The 16,733-nt window shown below is 65.0% G+C and carries 13 protein-coding genes; 10 read left to right on the top strand and 3 right to left on the bottom strand.

What is annotated here, in order from left to right; genetic code table 11:
* Window positions 1-22 precede the first annotated feature (22 nt).
* From ACSVIK_RS20170 to ACSVIK_RS20180, 3 genes are all read right to left on the bottom strand, one after another.
* Entirely contained in the window at window positions 23-964 is a 942-nt protein-coding gene (locus ACSVIK_RS20170; RefSeq protein ID WP_442445996.1) for an AEC family transporter, read from the bottom strand.
* A 265-nt stretch (window positions 965-1,229) separates the two neighbouring features.
* Entirely contained in the window at window positions 1,230-1,790 is a 561-nt protein-coding gene (locus tag ACSVIK_RS20175) for a response regulator transcription factor (RefSeq protein ID WP_268178992.1), read from the bottom strand.
* Window positions 1,791-1,805: 15 nt separating this feature from the next.
* Complete coding sequence (locus ACSVIK_RS20180; RefSeq protein ID WP_442445997.1) at window positions 1,806-3,059, bottom strand: ATP-binding protein; 1,254 nt, start codon at window positions 3,057-3,059, stop codon at window positions 1,806-1,808.
* Between the two features lie 1,165 nt (window positions 3,060-4,224).
* Here ACSVIK_RS20180 and ACSVIK_RS20185 point away from each other — a divergent pair.
* From ACSVIK_RS20185 to trmA, 10 genes are all read left to right on the top strand, one after another.
* The gene (locus ACSVIK_RS20185) at window positions 4,225-4,938 is read left to right on the top strand and encodes an SIMPL domain-containing protein (protein ID WP_442445998.1); all 714 of its coding nucleotides are present in this window, start codon (window positions 4,225-4,227) and stop codon (window positions 4,936-4,938) included.
* Between the two features lie 221 nt (window positions 4,939-5,159).
* Window positions 5,160-6,758: an ABC transporter substrate-binding protein gene (locus ACSVIK_RS20190; protein ID WP_442446008.1), complete on the top strand. Its 1,599-nt coding sequence runs from the start codon at window positions 5,160-5,162 to the stop codon at window positions 6,756-6,758.
* A 44-nt stretch (window positions 6,759-6,802) separates the two neighbouring features.
* On the top strand, window positions 6,803-8,404 hold the full coding sequence (locus tag ACSVIK_RS20195; RefSeq protein WP_442445999.1) for an ABC transporter substrate-binding protein: 1,602 nt from the start codon (window positions 6,803-6,805) through the stop codon (window positions 8,402-8,404).
* A gap of 158 nt (window positions 8,405-8,562) precedes the next feature.
* Window positions 8,563-9,573 carry an ABC transporter permease subunit gene (locus tag ACSVIK_RS20200; RefSeq protein WP_442446000.1) on the top strand — a complete coding sequence of 337 codons (1,011 nt, stop codon included), beginning with the start codon at window positions 8,563-8,565 and terminating at the stop codon, window positions 9,571-9,573.
* Window positions 9,574-9,687: 114 nt separating this feature from the next.
* Window positions 9,688-10,590: an ABC transporter permease subunit gene (locus ACSVIK_RS20205; RefSeq protein ID WP_442446001.1), complete on the top strand. Its 903-nt coding sequence runs from the start codon at window positions 9,688-9,690 to the stop codon at window positions 10,588-10,590.
* A 10-nt stretch (window positions 10,591-10,600) separates the two neighbouring features.
* Window positions 10,601-11,557: an ABC transporter ATP-binding protein gene (locus ACSVIK_RS20210; RefSeq protein ID WP_442446002.1), complete on the top strand. Its 957-nt coding sequence runs from the start codon at window positions 10,601-10,603 to the stop codon at window positions 11,555-11,557.
* The gene (locus ACSVIK_RS20215; protein ID WP_442446003.1) at window positions 11,557-12,525 is read left to right on the top strand and encodes a peptide ABC transporter ATP-binding protein; all 969 of its coding nucleotides are present in this window, start codon (window positions 11,557-11,559) and stop codon (window positions 12,523-12,525) included. The genes ACSVIK_RS20210 and ACSVIK_RS20215 overlap by 1 nt, the downstream gene beginning before the upstream one ends.
* Window positions 12,526-12,793: 268 nt before the next feature.
* Window positions 12,794-13,822 (top strand): bifunctional DNA-binding transcriptional regulator/O6-methylguanine-DNA methyltransferase Ada, encoded by a 1,029-nt coding sequence (gene ada / locus ACSVIK_RS20220; RefSeq protein WP_442446004.1) that lies wholly within the window; start codon window positions 12,794-12,796, stop codon window positions 13,820-13,822.
* 153 nt (window positions 13,823-13,975) lie between these two features.
* A complete protein-coding gene (locus tag ACSVIK_RS20225; protein WP_442446005.1) occupies window positions 13,976-15,268 on the top strand; it encodes an NCS2 family permease in 1,293 nt (430 codons plus the stop codon).
* A gap of 178 nt (window positions 15,269-15,446) precedes the next feature.
* Window positions 15,447-16,535 carry a tRNA (uridine(54)-C5)-methyltransferase TrmA gene (trmA, locus tag ACSVIK_RS20230; protein ID WP_442446006.1) on the top strand — a complete coding sequence of 363 codons (1,089 nt, stop codon included), beginning with the start codon at window positions 15,447-15,449 and terminating at the stop codon, window positions 16,533-16,535.
* Window positions 16,536-16,733 lie beyond the last annotated feature (198 nt).

A 16,733-nucleotide genomic window follows, 5' to 3' on the forward strand; every position in this document is an offset into this window, starting at 1 on the left:
GGTTCGCAACGGTGCTGAAAGCCTAGATCCAGCCACCCCATTGCAAAAGCAGCAAACCGGCGTTTATGCACAGCACGGCGGCCAGGGTGGTGATGACGATGATTGCCGCTGCAAGTTCGTGATTGGCGCCCACAGCGCGGGCCATGACGAAGCTGGCCGCTGCCGTGGGGCTGGCGAAGTAGAGGAAGAGGATCGCCAGATCCGCCCCACGAAAGCCCCACAGCCAGGCGCCCAGGGTGCTCAGCAGTGGCAGCCAGACCATTTTCATCAGGCTCGCACCTATGGCCACGCCACTGCTGCGGCGTAGCGAGGCCAGGCTCAGCGTGCCACCAATGCAGATCAACGCCAGCGGCAGGGTCATCTGGGCGAAATATTCCGCCGAGGTCAGCAGCCAATGCGGCAAGGGGACCTGCCAGTAGGCGAAGGGCACGGCCAGCAGTACGCCGATGATCAGCGGGTTCTTCAGAATGCTCAGGGCGATGACCTTGACGCCGGGCTTCACCCCCGGGCTGTAGATGGCCAGCACCACCGCCGAAAGCGCGTTGTAGCAGAGGATCACCACCGCCGCGAGCAGGGAGCCGACCGACAGGCCATAGTCGCCATACATGCTGGTGGCCAGGGCCAGGCCGACGATGCCGTTGTTGCCGCGAAAGGCGCCCTGGGTGTAGATGCCGCGCTCGGCGAAAGGCACTCGCCAGACCGCCCAGGCCCAGGCGAGGAAGAACGAAGCCACGGTGGCCAGGAAGAAGTAGCTCAGCAGTTCCGGCTGCAGCGCCGTATCCAGATCGGCCTTGACCACACCGAGGAAAAGCAGCGTCGGCATGGTGCCGCGAAAGACCAGGCTCGAGGCGATATCGATGAAGGCACCATCGATCCAGCGCAAACGCTTGAGCACCACGCCGAGAAACAGCATGGCGAATACGGGGGCCGTGACGGCGAGGGTTTGGGCAGCGACGGCGAACATGTCCACACCTGGAGGGATGCCTGGCCGCCTATGTTAGCTGGCTAAGCATTTTCCGGCCATGGGCAAGCGCCTGTCGCGGCTGAAGCCGCTCCCACAGTCTCAGAGGCGTAGGGCGGACTCAGGAGCCTAAGCGAACAGTCCGCCGGGCCATGCCGAGCCAGGCACCAGAACCCACGCCCCATACTCCCGCCAACGGCATAATGCTGATCACCGCCCGGTATGCCCTACGGCTTTACCTGTCGCGGCTGACGCCCCTCCCCCAAGCTCAGCGCCGTACCGGGCGCTTCTGCAATTTGCGTTGCAGGGTACGGCGGTGCATACCAAGAGCACGGGCGGTGGCGGAGATGTTGCCTTCGTGCTCGGCCAACACGCGCTGGATGTGCTCCCACTGCAGACGATCCACCGACATCGGGTTTTCCGGCACCAGACTGTCGAGGTCGGCATGCTGCGACAACAGCGCGGTAAGCACATCGTCGGCGTCGGCCGGTTTGCACAGGTAGTTGGCGGCGCCACGTTTGATCGCCTCCACCGCCGTGGCGATGCTGGAATAGCCGGTGAGGATCACCACGCGCATCTCCGGGTCGAGCTCCAGCAGCTTGGGCAGCAGCACCAGGCCGGAGTCGCCTTCCATTTTCAGATCGACCACGGCGTAGTCGGGCAGGTCTTCCTTGGCCAGGGCCAGGCCCTCGTCGGCACTGGAGGCGGTGGAGACGCGCAGGCCGCGGCGGCTCATGGCGCGCGCCATGACGCGGGTAAAGGTGGGGTCATCGTCCACCAGCAGCAGGTGCGGGTGTTCTTCACCCTCGAACAGGGATTCTTCGCTCATGCTTGGTTTTCCTTGTCAGGCCACGCCGTAGGTACGCGGCAACTTCAATTCGGTGAGGGTGCCGCCTTCTTCGTGGTTATACAGCTTAACCGTGCCGCCGGCGCGGGTCACGCTGGCCTGGCTGAGGAACAGGCCGAGGCCGAAGCCTTTGCCCTTGGTGGTGAAGAAGGGTCGGCCAAGCTGCTCGGCGATGGCCAGCGGCACACCAACGCCATGGTCACGGATGCTCAGGCGCAACCACTGGTGATCCCAGTCGAGGCGGATGTCGAGCTTGTCCGGGCAGGCATCGGCAGCGTTGTTTAGCAGGTTGAGCAACGCCTGGGTGAGATCGGCCGGCGGCATGATGCGCGGCGGCGTACCACGGCCCAGGCACTGATAGCGGTAGCTGGCCTCGGGGCGCATCAGGTGCCAACGGTTGAGGGTGGTTTCCAGCCACTCGACGCTGGACTGCTCCACTACCGCCTGGCGCCGATCGTTCTCGGCGGCGCGCACCAGTTGCTGCAGGGTGTACTTGCACAGCTTGACCTGCTCTTGCAGCAGCGCCAGGTCGTCCTGCAGGGCCGGCTTGTCGCGGTATTCCTGGCGCAACTCCTTGAGCAGCACGCTCATGGTGCCCAGCGGTGTACCCAGCTCATGGGCAGCGCCAGCGGCCTGGGTGGCCACGGCCAGCAGTTGCTGGTCACGCATGTTTTCCTCGCGGCGCTCGGCGCGCAATTCATCCTGGCGGCGCAGTTCCTCGGCCATCTTGGCGACGAAGAAGGTGATCAGCGCAGCGGCCAGGGCGAAGCTCAACCACATGCCGTAGACCAGCAGGCTCTCGCGGGCGGCGGGCAGCTCCAGCGGGTGCGTCCACACCAGCAGCAGGGTGTAGCCGGTCAGAGCCAGGCCGGAGAGGACGATGGTGAACATCCACGGCAGGATCGCGGCAGCGATGGTCAGCGGCACCAGATAGTAGGAGACGAAGGGGTTGGTCGAGCCGCCCGAGTAATACAGCAGCACGCTGTGGATGATCAGGTCGCAGGCCAGTTGCACCGCGTACTCCACCTCGGTGACCGGCCAGGGCCCGCGCAGGCGCAGGGCCGTGCCCAGGCACAGCAGCAGCGAGATGCCGAGGGTCACCGACAGCTGCATCCAGGGCAGCATGAGGATGCCCGACTTGTAGGCCAGGCCCACCGAGCCGGCCTGGGCGGCGAGCACGAGAATACGGATGAGGGTCAGGCGCCAGAGGTTCTGGCGGCTGGCGGACAGTAGCTGAACGGGTTCGAGCATGACGACTCCATTGGTTGGAGCCGAGTATAACCAAGCCAGTCGCGGCCTTCCGCCGCTGCGGCAACCGGACGCACGGAGGGGAAAGGGTCTTGGTAATTTTGATCGGGGCGTGTCTGTTTGAAACCGGCTGGCAATACGGTGTTGGTTGTTCTTAATGCCTGTTCCGGATTGCCGCGGTTTTGTTGACGTTTTTGGTTTCGCCCTCCCGGGCGAGTCACTTTGCGAGCAAAGTAACCAAAACCCTCCGCCCGATCATCCGGCCCTCGCTACGCGAGGGTTCGCTCACTCCATCGCCGCTCCAGAGGCCCGCCCCGGTGGGCCATCCATGGCCCATCGCGGCTCTCGCGACATCCATGTCGCTCAACCTCTTCCACGACGATTCCGTTCGCCCTCCTGGGCGGGCTCTGCACGCGCCTGAACCTGCGGTAACTCCATGGGACTCTATGCGCTTGGATATTGGGTCAGCCTCAGGGCTGACCAGAATGCCGCCTGAAAGCCGGCAAGCTATCCACGCGCATGAAACTACGCGAATGAAAGTTTTGGTTTAACTTGACGACCCAATCGCGACTTCATCGCTACCAGAAGACGCCAGGCTTACCTTGAAATGCCAGTCCGTTCAGGCGCGCAAATGCCCCCTTCAGGAGGCCGAACGCAGGCATTGCGCAGGGGGCGAGCGGCATGGATGCCGCGAGAGGCGTAATGGGCCAGGGATGGCCCATGTACGCCGACCCCGGAGCGATGCCGGAGTGAGGGAAGTCGAGCGCAGCGAGACCCGGATGGCGGGGGTGCGTTTCTTTTGCTTACTTTTCTTTGCGCACTTCAAAGAAAAGTGAGTCGCCCGAGGGGGCGAAACAAGGAGTTTATGAAGGCACCTGAGCGGCGTCCAAAACATCTAAGGATGGTCTGAAACAGCCCTTCCTTGAAGAATATAGCCCTGCAACAATGAGGGCTACAGGGCAGTGAATTCGCCAAGTAGGTGCTTTTTCAGAGTTTTCCCAACGAACCAATACGAGCTACCACACAAACTTGCCAGTCCAGTATCAACATTGATTCCCCCAGGCTGTCCAAGAACAACAAAAAAGCGCACCACTTAACCCCATTCACGTTCCCCTGTCGTCTAACCTCGGGAAACGGCCATTACGGCCACTGAAAAAGGAACTGCCTCATGCGAAACCTGACCCGCCTCGCCACTGCCCTCGCCCTGACTGCCGCCAGCCTGGCCAGCAGCGCCCTGTTCGCCGACGAGGCGCGCTACAACCAGATCGCCCTGCGCGCCGAGGTGAATCAGGAAGTGGCCCACGACCTGATGCACGTCGCCCTCTATACCGAATCGCAAAACACCGACCCGGCCAAGCTGGCCGCCGAGATCACCAACACCCTCAACAAGACCCTGGAGCAGGCGCGCCAGGTCAAGGGCGTGGCGGTCAAGCTGGGCAGCCGCAACAGCTACCCGGTCTACGATGACAAGGGGCAGAAGATCACGGCCTGGCGCGAGCGCGCCGAAGTGCGCCTGGAAAGCGCCGACTTCGCCCGCCTGTCCACCCTCACCGGCGAGTTGCTGCAATCGATGAAGATGGCCGGCATGGACTTCAGCATCGCCAGCGATACCCGCAAGGCCCGCGAAGACGCCATGCTCAAGGACGCGGTCAATGCCTTCAAGGCACGCGCGCAACTGGCCACCGAAGCGCTCGGCGGCAAGGGTTACAAGCTGGTCAGCCTGAGCCTCAATACCGGCGGTTTCCAACCACCGATGCCCATGCGCGCCTACGCGGCCAAGGGCCTGGAGCGGATGGACGCAGCGCCGACGCCGCAGATCGAAGCCGGCACCAGCCAGGTCACGGTCAGCGCCGACGGCGTCATCGAAGTGCAGATGCCCTGAGCCACGCCCCATGTCGAAGCAACGCCGCTATCGAGCGATAGCGGCGTTCTGCCACCTGGCACCACTGTTCTTTCATAAATGCGACAACGGGTTACAGAGTCGTCACACAACCCGAGCTGAACGCCGCCTGCCTCTTGCCTCAGGCACATGCCCTGCATAGCTTGCCAGGAGGCCCTCACAAGGGGCTCCTCGCCAACAAGCAAAAAAACGATGAGGTCATGATGCGCAAGAACGCCACTATCCAGGCTTTGCTTACCGCTGGGCTGATTGCCAGCGCCCCCCTCGCCAGCGCCGCCAACCTGGTGTTCTGCTCCGAGGGCAGCCCCGCCGGCTTCGACCCGGCCCTGTACACCACCGGCACCGATTTCGACGCCTCGGCGGAAACCATCTTCAACCGCCTGACCCAGTTCGAGCGCGGCGGTACCAAGGTTCAGCCCGGCCTGGCCGAGAGCTGGACGGTCTCCGACGACGGCCTGGTCTACACCTTCAAGCTGCGCCCCGGGGTGAAGTTCCACACCACCGACTACTTCAAGCCCAGCCGCGAATTCAACGCCGACGACGTGCTGTTCACTTTCGAGCGCATGCTCGACAAGGATCACCCGTTCCGCAAGGCGTACCCCAGCGAGTTTCCCTACTTCACCGACATGGGCATGGACAGCAACATCGCCAAGGTGGAGAAGCTCGACGACATGACCGTGCGCTTCACCCTCAACCAGGTGGATGCTGCCTTCATCCAGAACCTGGCCATGAGCTTCGCCTCGATCCAGTCCGCCGAGTACGCCGACCAGCTTCTCAAGGCTGGCAAGGCCGCCGACATCAACCAGAAGCCCATCGGCACCGGCCCCTTCGTGTTCAGCCGTTACCAGAAGGACGCGGTGATCCGCTACAAGGGCAACAAGGACTACTGGAAGCCTGAAGACGTGAAGATCGACAACCTGATCTTCGCCATCAACACCGACGCCTCGGTGCGCATGCAGAAGCTCAAGGCCGGCGAATGCCATGTCACCCTGTTCCCGCGCCCGGCGGACATCGAGTCGCTGCAGAAGGATCCCAACCTGCAGATGCCCGAGCAGGCCGGTTTCAACGTCGGCTACATCGCCTACAACGTCACCCACCCGCCGCTGGACAAGCTGGAAGTGCGCGAAGCGCTGGACATGGCGGTGAACAAGCAGGCCATCCTCGATGCCGTGTACCAGAAGACTGGCCAGCTTGCCGTCAATGGCATGCCGCCGACCCAGTGGTCGTATAACGAAGACATCCAGGATCCGCCCTTCGACCCGGAAAAGGCCAAGGAACTGCTCAAGGCCGCCGGCGTCAAGGAAGGCACCGAGATCACCCTGTGGGCCATGCCGGTGCAACGCCCGTACAACCCCAACGCCAAGCAGATCGCCGAGATGCTGCAGGCCGACTGGGCCAAGATCGGCATCAAGGCGCGCATCGTCAGCTATGAATGGGGCGAGTACCTCAAGCGCGCCAAGGCCGGCGAGCATGACGCCATGCTGATCGGCTGGAGCGGCGACAACGGTGACCCGGACAACTGGCTCGGCACCCTCTACGGCTGCGATGCAGTCGACGGCAACAACTTCTCCAAGTGGTGCTACGAGGACTACGACAAGCTGGTCAAGGCCGCCAAGCGCACCACCGATGTGGACAAGCGCACCGAGCTGTACAAGCAGGCGCAGGTGATCCTCAAGCGCGAGGTGCCGATCACCCCGCTGGCGCACTCCACGGTGTACCAGCCGATGCGCAAGGAAGTGCATGACTTCCGCATCAGCCCCTTCGCGCTGAACTCCTTCTACGGTGTGAGCATCGACAAGTAGTGATGCGTGCGGCGCCCGCAAGGGCGCCGCCTCGAGGAGTTCCCATGCCAACCCTGCCTTTTCTGCGTGCCGGCCTGGTGCTGGCCGCGCTATTTACCGGGCCCGTGCTGGCTGCCAGCGACAGCCTGGTGGTATGCACGGAAGCCAGCCCCGAAGGCTTCGACATCGTCCAGTACACCGCGGCGGTAACCGCCGATGCCTCGGCGGAAACCCTGTTCGAGCGCCTGGTGGCCTTCGCCCCCGGCAGCAGCGAAATCGTCCCGGCCCTGGCGCAGAGCTGGGCGATCAGCGATGACGGCCTGAGCTACACCTTCACCCTGCGCCAGGGGGTGAAGTTTCACGGCAACGCGGATTTCACCCCGAGCCGCGACTTCAACGCCGACGATGTGCTGTGGAGCTTCCAGCGCCAGCTCGACTCCAACCACCCCTGGCACAAACTGTCGCCGCGCGGCTTTCCCTTTGCCGAGGCCATGGGCATGGCGCAGTTGATCGAGCGCATCGACAAGCTCGACGAGCACCGCGTACGCTTCGTGCTCAAGCATCCGGAAGCGCCTTTCCTGGCCAACCTGGCCATGGGCTTCGCCTCCATCTACTCCGCCGAGTACGCCGACCACCTGCTCGCCGCCGGCACGCCCGAGCGCCTCAACAGCCAGCCCATCGGCACCGGCCCGTTCATCTTCGAACGCTATGCCAAGGACGCCCAGGTACGCTTTCGCGCCAACCCCGACTACTGGGATGGGCCGCCGAGTATCAAACGCCTGCTGCTGGCCATCACCCCCGAGCCCAACGTGCGCCAGCAGCGGCTCAAGGCCGGTGACTGTCAGATCGCCCTGTACCCGCGCCCGGTAGATATCCCCGACCTCAAGCGCGAGCCAAAGCTGCAGGTGCTGGAGCTGGACTCGCTGCTGACCGCCTACATCGGCATCAACACCCGCCACCCACCGCTGGACGACGTGCGCGTGCGCCAGGCGCTGAACCTGGCCTTCGACAAGGCCACCTACGTTCGCGCGCAGTTTGGCGAAGGCAATGCCACACCGGCCGTGGCGCCCTATCCCGACACCCTGTGGGGCAGCGACCCGACGCTGCAGGACTGGCCACACGACCCCGAGCGCGCCCGCCAGTTGCTGGCCCAGGCCGGCCTTGGCGAGGGCTTCAAGCTGTCGATCTGGACCCGCCCAGGCGGCGGCCCGACCAACCCCAACCCGGGCATCGGCGCACAGATGCTGCAGGCCGATCTCGCCGCCGTCGGCATTCACAGCGACATCCGCGTGTTCGAGTGGGGCGAGCTGATCAAACGGGCCAAGAATGGCGAGCATGACCTGGTGTTCATGGGCTGGGCCGGCGACAACGGCGACCCGGACAACTTCCTCACCCCCAACCTGTCCTGCGCCGCCGCCGAAAGCGGCGAGAACCAGGCCGGCTGGTGCAACGAGGCCTTCGATGCGCTGATCACCCAGGCGCGCCAGGAACCCGAACAGAGCAAACGCGCCGCGCTCTATCGCCAGGCCCTGGCGATCTTCCATGAGCAGGCGCCGTGGATTCCCCTGGCCCACCCCAAGCAGTTCGCGGTCATCCGCAAGGGGGTCGAAGGCTTCGTCCTCAGCCCGTTGGGCTCGAACAACTTCACCCGGGTGAAGCTGCCATGAGCCACCCGCGCCAAGTTTTTGTGGGAGGGGCTTCAGCCGCGAAGCTGTCGCCGCTCAAGCGTCTCCCACAAGGCGCATACCGATCATCGGCAATATCCACAAAAACGCCGGGCCACGCAGCTCGGTGCGTACATACCGTCATGGAGTAAAACCGCCTGATGCTGTCATTTATCGCCAGACGCCTGGGGCTGTTGATCCCCACCTTCTTCGGCGTCACCTTGCTGACCTTCGCGCTGATCCGCCTGATCCCCGGTGACCCGGTGGAAGTGATGATGGGCGAACGCCGCGTCGACCCGGAAATGCACGCCCAGGCCATGGAGCGCCTGGGTCTGAACAAGCCGCTGTACGCGCAGTATTTCGACTACATCGGCCAACTCGCCCAGGGCGACCTGGGCAAATCGCTACGCTCGAACGTGGGCGTCTGGAACGAGTTCATCACCCTGTTCCCGGCCACCATCGAACTGTCCCTGGCCGCCTTGCTGTTCGCCGGCACCCTGGGCCTGGTGGCCGGAGTGGTCGCCGCACTCAAGCGTGGCTCGCTACTGGATCACGGGGTGATGGGCATAGCCCTGACCGGCTATTCCATGCCGATTTTCTGGTGGGGCCTGCTGCTGATCATGTTCTTCTCGGTGAACCTGGGCTGGACGCCGGTTTCCGGGCGCATCGACCTGCTTTACGACATCCCGCCGGTGACCGGCTTCATGCTCATCGACACCCTGCTGGCCGACGAGCCCGGCGCCTTCGCCGATGCCCTGCAACACCTGATCCTGCCCGCCATCGTGCTCGGCACCATCCCCCTGGCGGTGATCGCCCGCATGACCCGCTCGGCCATGCTCGAAGTGCTGCGCGAGGACTATATCCGCACCGCGCGGGCCAAGGGCCTGTCGCCGGCACGGGTGGTGTTCGTGCACGGCCTGCGCAACGCGCTGATCCCGGTGCTGACCGTGTTCGGCCTGCAGGTCGGCACCCTGCTGGCCGGCGCGGTGCTGACCGAAACCATCTTCTCCTGGCCCGGCATCGGCAAATGGCTGATCGAAGCCATCGGCGCCCGCGACTACCCGGTGGTGCAGAACGGCATCCTGCTGATCGCCTGCCTGGTGATCCTGGTCAATTTCACTGTGGACATTCTCTATGGCCTGGCCAATCCACGCATTCGTCATCAGAAGTAAGGAAGGTGTGATGAATCGTCTCGTAGGGTGCGCTGTGCGCACCATGGTTGTGGATCAACATTCGGTGCGCACAGCGCACCCTACCAAGTTCATCCTCATGGAGGGGGCACACCCATGACCACCTCCGCCACCCTCGACCAGAGCCTGCTCTACCCCTCGCCACTCAAGGAGTTCTGGCAGGCCTTCGCCCACAACAAGGGCGCCCTTGGCGGCCTGGCCTTCATGCTGCTGATGGTGTTCTGCGCGCTATTCGCCCCCTGGGTCGCGCCGCACGATCCCAGCGAGCAGTACCGCGACTTTCTCCTCACCCCGCCGGTGTGGCTGGAAGGCGGCCAATGGCAGTTCCTGCTTGGCACCGACGAGCTGGGCCGCGACCTGCTCTCGCGCCTGATCCATGGCGCGCGTCTGTCGCTGATCATCGGCCTGGCCTCGGTGCTGATGTCGCTGATACCCGGCATCCTCCTGGGCCTGGTCGCCGGCTTCTTCCCGCGCCTGCTCGGCCCCGGCATCATGCGCCTGATGGACGTGATGTTGGCCCTGCCCTCGCTGCTGCTGGCGGTGGCCATCGTCGCCATTCTCGGCCCAGGGCTGATCAACACCATCTTCGCCATCGCCATCGTCTCGCTGCCATCCTACGTGCGCCTGACCCGTGCGGCGGTAATGAGCGAGCTGAACCGCGACTACGTCACCGCCGCTCGCCTGGCCGGCGCCAGCCTGCCACGGCTGATGTTCGTCACCGTGCTGCCCAACTGCATGGCGCCGCTGATCGTGCAGGCCACCCTGAGCTTCTCCTCGGCGATTCTCGATGCCGCCGCGCTGGGCTTTCTCGGCCTTGGCGTGCAACCGCCGACGCCCGAGTGGGGCACCATGCTGGCCTCGGCACGCGACTACATCGAACGCGCCTGGTGGGTGGTGAGCCTGCCCGGCCTGGCGATTCTGCTCAGCGTGCTGGCGATCAACCTGATGGGCGACGGCCTGCGCGATGCGCTCGACCCGAAACTCAAGAATGCGCAGTAAGGAGCCCGGAATGAGCCTGCTGAATATCCGCAACCTTTCCGTCCGCTTCGGCTCCGCCATGCCGGTGGTCGACGGCCTCGATCTGAGCTTGGACAAGGGCGAGGTGCTGGCCATAGTCGGCGAGTCCGGCTCCGGCAAGTCGGTGACCATGATGGCGCTGATGGGCCTGATCGACGCGCCGGGCATCGTCCAGGCCGACTGCATGCAGTTCGACGGCACCGACATGCTGCGCCTCAAGGGCCGGCAGCGCCGGCAAGTCGTCGGCAAGGATCTGGCCATGGTTTTCCAGGATCCCATGACCGCCCTCAACCCCAGCTACACCGTGGGCTTCCAGATCGAGGAAGTGCTGCGCCAACACATGGGGCTGAAAGGCAAGGCGGCGCGCGCCCGCGCTCTGGAGCTGTTGGAGCGAGTGGAAATCCCCGGCGCCGCCAGTCGTCTGGACGCTTACCCGCACCAGCTTTCCGGCGGCATGAGTCAGCGTGTGGCGATTGCCATGGCGATTGCCGCCGAACCCAAGCTGCTGATCGCCGACGAGCCGACCACGGCGCTGGACGTGACCATCCAGGCGCAGATCATGGAGCTGCTGTTGAGCCTGCAACGCGACCAGGGCATGGCCTTGGTGCTGATCACCCATGACCTCGCCGTGGTCGCCGAAACCGCCCAGCGCGTCTGCGTGATGTACGCCGGCCAGGCAGTGGAGCTGGGCCGGGTGCCAACCCTGTTCGATGCCCCCAGCCACCCCTATACCGAAGCGCTGCTCAAGGCCATTCCCGAACACAGCCTGGGCGCCAGCCGCCTGGCCACCCTGCCCGGCATCGTCCCCGGCCGTTACGACCGCCCACTGGGCTGCCTGCTGTCACCGCGCTGCCCCTACGTGCAGGAACGCTGCCACCAGCAACGCCCGACGCTGGATGAACATTCCCGTGGCGCCGCGCGCTGCTTCTTTCCCCTGGAGGTGGCCTGATGAGCAACGTACTCGAAGCCCGTGAGCTGACCCGCCACTACAGCGTTTCGCGCGGCCTGTTCAAACCGGCAGCCACTGTACAGGCGCTCAATGGCGTGTCTTTCACGCTGGCGCCCGGCAAGACCCTGGCGGTGGTCGGCGAGTCCGGCTGCGGCAAGTCGACCCTGGCCCGCGCCCTGACCCTGATCGAGGAGCCCAGCGACGGCAGCCTGCAGATCGCCGGGCGCGAAGTGGCCGGCGCCAGCAAGGCCGAACGCCAGCAACTGCGCCTCGACGTGCAGATGGTGTTCCAGAACCCCTATGCCTCGCTCAACCCACGGCAGAAGATCGGCGATCAACTGGCCGAGCCGCTGCTGATCAACACCGAGCTGTCGCGCGCCGAGCGCCGCGACAAGGTGCAGGCGATGATGCAGCAGGTGGGCCTGCGCCCCGAGCACTATGCGCGCTACCCGCATATGTTCTCCGGCGGCCAGCGCCAGCGCATCGCCCTGGCCCGCGCCATGATGCTGCAACCCAAGGTGCTGGTGGCGGACGAGCCGACCTCGGCGCTGGACGTGTCTATCCAGGCGCAGGTGCTCAACCTGTTCATGGATCTGCAGGAAGAGTTCGGCACCGGCTACGTGTTCATCTCGCACAACCTCTCGGTGGTGCGCCATGTCGCCGACGAGGTGTTGGTGATGTACCTCGGCCGCCCGGCAGAAATGGGCCCGGCCGAAGCGCTGTACAGCCGCCCGCTGCACCCCTACACCCGCGCCCTGCTGTCGGCGACGCCGGCCATCCACCCCGACCCGCACAAGCCCCGGGTGAAGATCAGCGGCGAGCTGCCCAACCCGCTCGACCCGCCGTCCGGCTGCGCCTTCCACAAGCGCTGCCCGCATGCCGACGAGCGCTGCCGCGGCGAGCGCCCCGAGTTGAGGCTGATCGATGCGCGGCAGGTGGCTTGCCACCATGTCGAGCGGATCGCCTGACAGGTGAGTATTGCTGCGCGATACGGTGCCAGCCCTTTTCGCGGCTGAAGCCCGGTCAGGAGCGCCTTCAACGCGAGACTCTCTAGCCTGACGCCGATCGATCAGCACAACACGGATCCCGTGGGAGGGGCTTTAGCCGCGAGCTTTTTGTCGCGGCTAAAGCCCCTCCTACCGATCACGCCCCAATTCGGTTTGAAAGCGCGATGCGGATTGGCAGCCGGCGATGCGCGCAGGACAATCCCACCATCGCCCTCTTGGAGCACACCCCATGCTCGACCCGGATCGCTGCTGGCAGGCCGTCTGCGACCGTGACGCGGCGCAGGACGGTCGCTTCGTCTTCGCCGTGCACAGCACCGGCATCTACTGCCGGCCGAACTGCCCGGCGCGGCGACCGCGGCGCGACAACGTCAGCTTCCACCCCGACGCCAGCAGCGCCGAAGCCGCCGGTTTTCGCCCGTGCAAACGCTGCTCGCCACAGGGGCAAAGCCCGGCGCAACAGCTCGACGCCCTGGTACTGGCCGCCTGCGAGCTGCTGCGTGGCGAACAACGCCTGACCCTGACGCAACTGGCTGCGCGCATCGGCCTGTCGCCGTCGCACCTGGCCCGCGCCTTCAAGGCGCGCACCGGGCTTACCCCCAACGCCTGGGCCGCCGCCGAGCGGCGCCAGCGTCTCGACGCCCACTTGCCTGGCGCCCCCAGCGTATTGCAGGCAGCCCTGGAGGCCGGCTATTCCGGCACCCGCGCCCTGTATGAGAAGCCGCAAGCCATGAGTCCGCGCCAGCGCCGTCAGCAGGGAGCGGGCGAACATCTGCGCTACGCCATTGCACCCTGCCCACTCGGGCAGATGCTGCTGGCTACCAGCGACAGAGGCGTTTGTGCATTGTTGTTCGGCGACGAGCCGCAAACGCTGCGTGACGAGTTGCAACAGCGCTTCGTCGCCGCCCAGTTGGAAGAGGACGCTCCCGGCCTGCAAACCTGGCTGCAACAGGTACTCGCGCAACTGCAAGAGCCCGAGCGCGCCGCCCACCTACCCCTGGACATCCGCGGTACGGCCTTTCAGCAGCGTGTCTGGCAGGCACTGCAGGGCATCCCCAAGGGCGAAACACGCAGCTACGCCGAACTGGCCGCGCAATTGCATAGCCATCCTCGTGCGGTGGCCCGAGCCTGCGCCAGCAACGCCATCGGCCTGCTACTGCCATGCCACCGGGTGGTGGCCAGCGACGGCAGCCTCAGCGGCTATCGCTGGGGCCTGGCGCGCAAGCGGCAACTACTGGAGCAGGAAAGCGAGGCAGGATGAAACTGTCCACCTGGTCATAAATTCACCGGGTGAAATCTTGCTGCTATGATGCGCCGCTTTCGCAGAACCAAGCCTGTTTACCGCGCATTCTGGCGGATGTGCTTTGCTTGAATTCTGACCATTACCGCGCGCTCGCGCACCGGGGAGCCTCATATGCTGGAAAGACTGTTCCAACTCAAAGCCCACAATACCACGGTGCGCACCGAGGTTCTGGCCGGGTTCACCACCTTCCTGACCATGGCCTACATTCTCTTCGTCAACCCGGAAATGCTGGCCAAGACCGGCATGGATCACGGCGCGGTATTCGTCGCCACTTGCCTGGCCGCCGCCATCGGCTCGCTGGTGATGGGCCTCTGGGCCAACTACCCGATCGCCCTGGCGCCGGGCATGGGCCTCAATGCCTTCTTCACCTATACCGTGGTGATGACCATGGGCTATAGCTGGCAGACCGCCCTGGGCGCGGTGTTCCTTTCCGGTGCGATCTTCTTCCTGCTGTCGATCTTCAAGATCCGCGAGTGGATCATCCACAGCATCCCCCTGGCACTGCGCGCCGGCATCGCCGCCGGTATCGGCCTGTTCCTGGCGATCATCGCGCTGAAGAACGCCGGCATAGTGGTCGATAACCCGGCCACCCTGGTCGGCCTCGGTGACCTTAGCCAGGGCGGCGCGCTGCTGGCCTGCCTGGGCTTCTTCGTCATCGCCGCGCTGGCCTACCGCCAGGTCACCGGCGCAGTGATGATCGGCATTCTGCTGGTCACCGGCCTGTCCATCGTCCTGGGCCTGTCGAAACTGGACGGGCTGGTGTCGATGCCGCCGTCGCTGATGCCCACCCTGCTACAGCTGGACATCGCCGGCGCACTGGACATCGGCCTGGTCAGCGTGATCTTCGCCTTCCTCTTCGTCGACCTGTTCGACACCTCCGGCACCCTGGTCGGCGTGGCGCAGAAAGCCGACCTGCTGGACAAGGACGGCAAGATGCCGCGCCTGGGCCGTGCCCTGCTGGCCGACAGCACCGCCACCATGGCTGGCGCCGCACTGGGCACCAGCACCACCACCAGCTACATCGAATCGGCGGCCGGCATCAGCGCCGGCGGGCGCACCGGCCTGACGGCCTGCGTGGTCGCCGCGCTGTTCCTGCTCAGCCTGTTCTTCGCCCCGCTGGCCGGTGCCGTGCCGGCTTACGCCACCGCCCCGGCACTGCTGTTCGTCGCCGTGTTGATGATGAGCAGCCTGGCGCAGATCGACTGGGACGACCTGACCGTCGCCGCCCCCGTGGTGGTCGCCGCCCTGGCCATGCCGCTGACCTTCTCCATCGCCAACGGCATCGCCTTCGGCTTCATCGCCTGGACCGCGGTGAAGGTGCTGGCTGGCCGCTGGCGTGAGCTGAACGCCGCGATGTGGGTGCTCTCGGTATTGTTCGTCATCAAGCTGGCGTATTTCGCCTGATGTAGATGTAGGGTGGACATCGCTTTTCATGTCCACCAACCCTTCTTGCCGGCCACGCCGATGGTGGATGAAAAAAGCGTCATCCACCCTACGGCGCGCCACCGACGAGCAACCCCAGGCACGCGCCCATCGCCTCCGCTACAATGGCGCCCCCGTTTTCTGCCCGCATGAGTGACCGATGAGCCGCCCCGCATTCGACCCCGCCGCCTACGACGCCCAACTCGCCGAGAAGAAGGCCCGCCTGGTCGAACTGCTGGCCCCCTTCGCCGCCCCCGAGCCCGAAGTGTTCGACTCGCCGCGCGAGCACTACCGCATGCGCGCCGAATTCCGCCTGTGGCGGGAAGACGGCCAACGCCACTACGCGATGTTCGCCCCGGGAGACAAGCACACGCCGATCCTGCTCGACGACTTCCCCATCGCCAGCCTGCGCATCAACGAACTGATGCCACGCCTGCGCGCCGCCTGGCAGGCCAGCGAAGCGCTGTCGTTCAAGCTGTTCCAGGTGGAGTTCCTCACCACTCTGGCCGGCGATGCGCTGATCACCCTGGCCTACCACCGCCCGCTGGACGCGGCCTGGCAGGCCGAGGCGGAAAAGCTGGCCGCCGAGCTGAACGTCAGCCTGGTCGGCCGTTCCCGTGGCCAGCGTCTGGTGATCGGCCGCGACTACGTGGAAGAACAACTCAGCGTCGCCGGGCGCAGCTTCCGCTACCGCCAGCCGGAAGGCGCCTTCACCCAGCCCAACGGCCGGGTGTGCGAGAAGATGCTGGGTTGGGCCTATGACGTGCTCGGCGAACGCGGCGACGACCTGCTGGAGCTGTACTGCGGCAACGGCAACTTCACCCTGCCGCTGGCCACCCGCGTGCGCCGCGTGCTGGCCACCGAGATCAGCAAGACTTCGGTGAACGCCGCTCTGGCCAACCTGGCCGACAACGGCGTGAGCAACGTCGAACTGGTGCGCCTGTCCGCCGAGGAGCTGACCCAGGCCCTGAACGAAGTGCGCCCGTTCCGCCGCCTCGCCGGCATCGATCTGAAAAGCTACGACTTCGGCAGCGTCTTCGTCGACCCGCCGCGCGCGGGAATGGATCCGGACACCTGCGAACTGACCCGGCGCTTCGAGCGCATCCTGTATATCTCCTGCAACCCGGAAACCCTGGCCGCCAACATCGCCCAGCTCAACGACACCCACCAGGTGACGCGCTGCGCCCTGTTCGACCAATTCCCCTACACCCATCACATGGAAGCCGGCGTGCTGCTGGAAAGGCGCTGATTGTCGGGGTCTGGTCGTCCGGTACCCCCCGGATTGCATCCGGGCTACATGGTCGATGAGTAGAGTGGACAACGCTTTTTTGTGGTTCATTGCCTTTTCAGGGGGAATGCCTGCTCGACACCGGACTGGCAAGTTTGTGTGTTGTTTTCGGTGTTCAAGCTGCTTATCGGCGTTCTGCTGATGTCCCCTGTTTCGCCC

The organism is Pseudomonas sp. NCHU5216 (assembly GCF_052156495.1).
GTDB lineage: Bacteria > Pseudomonadota > Gammaproteobacteria > Pseudomonadales > Pseudomonadaceae > Aquipseudomonas.